This window comes from Halobacillus sp. BBL2006 (assembly GCF_000786645.1).
Taxonomy (GTDB): domain Bacteria; phylum Bacillota; class Bacilli; order Bacillales; family Halobacillaceae; genus Halobacillus.
In genome coordinates, this window is the sequence record NZ_JRNX01000499.1 from 1 (window position 1) to 5445 (window position 5445).

Here is a 5445-nt window from a genome sequence, read left to right on the forward strand (position 1 = left end):
AACGTGTACTTAACAAAGTCACGAACTTGCGGCTTCTCTTTATAAGCATTCACATTCACATATGTGAATAGAGGGCGAGAAAGTGGTGTGTAAGAACCGTCTTGGATTGTTTCACCAGATGGTTTTACAGCTTCTGCTCCTTCACCGTCTTTGATTCCTAGAACTTTAAGGCTGTCTTTATTTTCAGCGTAGTAAGCATAGCCAAAGAATCCGATAGCATTAGGATCGTTTTCAATACCGCGAACTAGAACGTTGTCATCTTCAGAAAGGGTAGTGTTTTCTCCCTCTTTCATTGGCTTTTCTTCAAGAATTACTTCATCAAAGTAGTCAAATGTACCGGAATCATGTCCTGGTGCAAAAATCTTAATTGTTTCATCTGGCCATTCAGGATTAATATCAGACCATTTTGTTGCATCAGATGATTCAAGGAAAATTTGTTTAAGTTGTTCAACAGAAAGCTCATCAACAAAATCATTTTTAGAGGAAACTACGACAGAAAGACCATCGTAAGCAAGAGTTAGTGGTTTAAGTTCTACACCATTTTCTTCCGCAATTTTTTCTTCTTCTTGCTTGATTTCACGAGAAGCGTTACTCAAGTCTATTTCACCTTTAGTGGATTTTTTGAAACCACCGCCTGAACCTGAGCTGTTTACTGTTGCGTTTACTTCAGGTTGTTTCTGGCTGTATGTGTAAACTAGGTTTTCCATGATCGGGAAAACAGTAGAAGAACCGTCGATTGCAATTGAGCCTGATACTGATTCAGAAGAACCTTCTTCACCGTTTGACTTTTCTGCGTTCTCGCTTCCTTCTGAGTTACCTTCGGAAGACCCACATGCTGCTAAAACTCCTATTACTAAGATAAAAGCAAGCGTGAGAGCTAAGCTCTTAAAGTTTTTCATTTCTTTTTCCCCCTATGTCTTTAATTAGTTTTTGGTGTGTCGGCTTGGCCAACTCACATTTTATATACTAACGAGAGAGTTTTAAGGACATATAAATGAAACGTTAAGGTTTTGTAAATTGACGATTTTTGCAGAAAAAAAGAGCGATACATATTGTATCACTCTTCATTACCAGCCTTTTCATCTTTATTCAATTCCATGTTGACACCTTCTTCGGCACGCTTCTCTTTCAGTTCAAAATAAGCTTTACCGATTCGTGCTCCAATATTATTACTTACATTATAGGTCTGGGTAGCTCCTACACCTACATAAGGGGTCATAACAGAGAACGCAACCTCCGGATCGTCATATGGTGCATAGCCGATCAATGTTTTATTCAAGGTTTCTACGGGATAATATCCATCTCCATTTTGCTTAGGCAGCCATTTTTCAGACTGCGCAGTACCTGTTTTTCCAGCCATCCGGTATTGCGCATAAGGTTGTTTTGAGAAGACACTGCTTGCCGTACCCTGGCTCGTTTGGAATACTTCACGGAATCCTTCTTGAACCCGGTCGATATAATCTGGATCCATCTCTATTTGATTCAGTACTTTTGGTGAATAGTCTTTGTAAATTGGCCCTAATCCTTCTGTTTGAGTAGAAGGACCATGAATTTCTTTTACTAGGCGTGGCTGAATTCGATCTCCCCCATTAGCAATCGTAGAAACGTACTGATTCAGCTGCATTGCAGTATAAGTACTGAACTGACCAATAGCGAAGTCAAGGATATTCCCCCCTTGGTTAGGATTGCCCTGTACTCCTGTCCCCTCATAAGGGAAATCTAAGCCAGTTTCTACCCCTAGTCCAAACTGATTAAAGTTATAAAGAAATTTATCGAAAGTACCTTGTTGCAAGTTCAATGACTTTCTATGATACTGCATATCATAGACCCCGCCTAGTCGCATGGCTACGAAATACATGTACACGTTGGATGATTGCTGTAAAGCAGAAATGTCATTGACCCAACCAATATTAGGGGTATAAGAAGATTTAGGGGGACCATTTCCTATAGTAATAGCCTTGTCATTCAATCCAAAACCAGGAGTGATAGCACCTTCGTGAAGGCCTGTTAAAATCGTTGCTCCTTTGACGGTAGACCCAGGCATATAAGCATTATAAACCGCTTGGTGGGAGGTATCGGAGAACCTGCTCTCCCCTTTTTCAGGATTACGGTTATAAGTCTGTCCAGAAATTGCAAGAATTTCACCTGTATTCGGATTGGACACAACTGCTACGGAGTTCTCTAGATACTGATTATCCCCAGGGGCTTTTGCAATGGCGTTCGCCAATTCTTCTTGAACAATCTGGTCGACCTTCTTCTGCAATTCCATATCAATGGACAAAACAAGGTCCTTTCCTCTTTCCCCTTCTCGGATGATTTTAGAGTCGACCACGTTGTTGTTTTTATCTGTTTCGTATTGAACTTTTTCTTTCGTACCTCTCAATACCTCTTCGTATTGCTGCTCAAGTCCGCTAATTCCTACACGATCGTTACGACTATAGTCCAATGACATGTAGTAATCCAAATCGTCACGCGGAACACCTTGTGCCGTAGATGTGATGCTCCCGATGTAATTTCTGAACGTGCTTTCGAAAGGATATTCCCTTTCCCAATCTGCTGTGACATTAATCCCCGGTAAATTGGCTAAGTGTTCAGCTACTGCAGAATACTCTTTCTCAGAAATATTTGCGTTTTTCACCGTATGTGGAGACAAAGCATATGCTTTATCCAATTCTTTCTTGATAACGATGACTTCTTTGGTTTGATCGTCGTACTTATCGATTTCTTCTTTTCTAATGCTATCCAATTGCAGTTGATAAATCTCTCCGTTATCCAAATCAGATGTATCTTTATCCGCAATCCGCTCGGTAATCTCATCCCTATTTTGCAAAAAGAAGTATTCTTTGAGATCACGTTCACTTAATTTATTTTCAAAATCCATATCAATATAATTGGCAAGCTGCTGAGCCAATTCGAGTCGATCTTCCGGCTGAACGCCCTTCGGAGGTGTATATGTAATGGAATAAAGCGGCTGGTTGTCCACCATGACGCGGCCATATCGGTCATACATTTCCCCTCTTGGTACAGGGATGTTCGTTGTTGTATTTTCCGTCCGATCTATTTCATCCTGAGCTTCTTCCCCATTTAATATTTGAACGACACCTAACTGTAGGATAATCGCCGCAAATAGTATAAACACAATAAAAAACACGACATTCAAACGAAAAGGAAGGTGTGATTTTTTATTTAGACCCTTCTTACTTTTCTTACCCATGATACTCCTCTCCCTTTTTCAACAAAATCCGTTTCTATTATAGCATCTTTTTCCTACTTTATAATAGACGAGGCTCATGGGAGAATAGTTTCAATCGTGTGTCGTTTTCATCATTCTAGTGTCAATTTTTTTAATAAAGAAGTAAATGATGAAGTGACCTCCACCGACTAACAGTAAGATATATGGAATTCCTGTTTCAGGTGTAATCATAGTGATTGCAATCAAAAATGTAATAATCGACAACACACGACCAACGTTAAGAAAAATTTCACGGACGACAATATATTCGATTCGCATTTCTCCAGCATTCCATGACTTTCCAATTACATCATACGTAAGCGAAAGATAAGGGACATATAAGAGTGGAAAAAACACACCCGCTATACCAGCGTAGAGCAGCAGAAGAGGCATGCTGTAACTCACTAACAAAATCAGCACATTTAAATAAAGGACTAAACCAGCGATGAATATCGCTTTCTTTCTTCGACGCGGCTTCACAATACGACTGACTAAAAAATAAAAGAGGAAAGAACACCCGGAGTAAACAAGATTAAAGACCCCTATGGATAATTCATCCCTTGTCATTAAAAAGATCCAAATGGAAACGGCAAATAAAAAAACGCCTTCTCTAAACCCTTGAGCTACATGTGCATTTAATATCCTTCTCCAGTTTTTATTGTTTTTCCGCTCATTAACGATTCTCCGAAATGAAAAGTTTCCATTCGCTTTTCTCCTGGATAAACCGAAGCTGACAAGAACAGCAACGATAAATAACCCAAAGGATATCGTAAAAATTACTGTGTACCCCGTAAAGTTATTAAGCCGTGAGATAATAAAGCCCGCAAGCAGCGGACCGCTCATGCCACCAAGAGATTGAAGTACTCCTAAAAATCCATTGAAAAAATCCCTTGTTTCCGGTTCAGTAATTTCAAATGTTAAAACGTTATAAGCAAGCCAGTAAAATCCATACCCTACTCCAAGTAAGGCTCCCAGCATGATATTGAATGTGGCAGCCCTTTCTCCTACAATGAGAACGGTCAAGAAGAACAAAGAAAGGACTATTACTCCAGTACGCAAGACAATAACCCGATCTATCTTCTTTGCGCATTTACCTGCAAAAATAAAGGTTAAAGGCTGTAAGATATATATGCTTAAGTTATAGAGCGCAATGTCTGTGTAACTGTTGGATTGCTTCCATAAATAAATGTTCACAAATGTACTGGATAAAAATATGCCAAGGGAGTATAAGCCTCCAATTAATAACAGCAACAATAGATCCTTTGATACATTTTCGTGGCTCAGCCACGCTCGTAGCTTACTCACCATATCCATGTCTCCTTTGCGTTCTTCCATAGTGTTGTCAGAACGAAAGGAGATATACAAAAAGAAGGGCATGGATATCATCCATGCCCTTCTTATTTTTATTTATCTTATTTAGCAGCGTCGAAACGCTTAGAAACTTCATCCCAGTTTACTACGTTCCAGAATGCTGAAACATAGTCAGGACGACGGTTTTGATAGTTCAGGTAATACGCGTGCTCCCAAACATCTAAACCTAGGATTGGAGTCTTACCTTCCATGATAGGTGAATCCTGGTTTAATGTGTCAATGACTTCAAGGTTGCCATTATTAACAACTAACCAAGCCCAGCCTGATCCGAAGCGGCCTTTAGCAGTGTCTTCGAATTTTTCTTTGAATTGATCGAAACTGCCGAATGTATCGTTGATTTGCGTAGCAAGGTCGCCAGTCGGCTCACCGCCGCCATTCGGGGACATGATTGTCCAGAAAAGGCTGTGGTTTGCATGACCGCCACCGTTCCGGCGTACAGCCGTACGAATGTCTTCAGGTACTACGGACAAATTGTTTGAAAGAAGTTCTTCAAGAGACTTATCTTGAAGATCTGCATGTCCTTCTAAAGCATTGTTCAGCTTTGTAACATAGCCGTTATGGTGCTTCGTATGGTGGATGTTCATTGTTTCCTTATCAATAGTAGGTTCTAGTGCGTCATAAGCGTAAGGTAATTCTGGTAGTTCAAATTTAGCCATAATGTAAACTCCTCCTTTAAATAATATGTAAAACCAAAAAGTGTGGATTGACCTCACTTCTCAATTTTACATTATCAAACCGTACTTGTAGTTGCAAATGTTTTGCTATAGGAAGGATAACTAATCTTCCGATATTAAGAATTCCCTTTTTATTCAAATTCAAACATAAAAAAATAACAAGCTAAC

4 protein-coding genes are annotated in these 5445 nt (G+C 39.7%); all 4 read right to left on the bottom strand.

Annotated features, from left to right (window positions below):
- Positions 1–899: PstS family phosphate ABC transporter substrate-binding protein (locus LD39_RS14710; RefSeq protein WP_035548702.1), on the bottom strand; the 899-nt coding region annotated here is incomplete at its 3' end.
- A gap of 158 nt (positions 900–1057) precedes the next feature.
- On the bottom strand, positions 1058–3214 hold the full coding sequence (locus LD39_RS14715) for a penicillin-binding protein 2 (RefSeq protein ID WP_035548705.1): 2157 nt from the start codon (positions 3212–3214) through the stop codon (positions 1058–1060).
- Positions 3215–3304: 90 nt separating this feature from the next.
- The gene (locus LD39_RS14720) at positions 3305–4540 is read right to left on the bottom strand and encodes an MFS transporter (protein ID WP_035548709.1); all 1236 of its coding nucleotides are present in this window, start codon (positions 4538–4540) and stop codon (positions 3305–3307) included.
- A gap of 104 nt (positions 4541–4644) precedes the next feature.
- A complete protein-coding gene (locus tag LD39_RS14725; protein WP_035548707.1) occupies positions 4645–5259 on the bottom strand; it encodes a superoxide dismutase in 615 nt (204 codons plus the stop codon).
- Positions 5260–5445 lie beyond the last annotated feature (186 nt).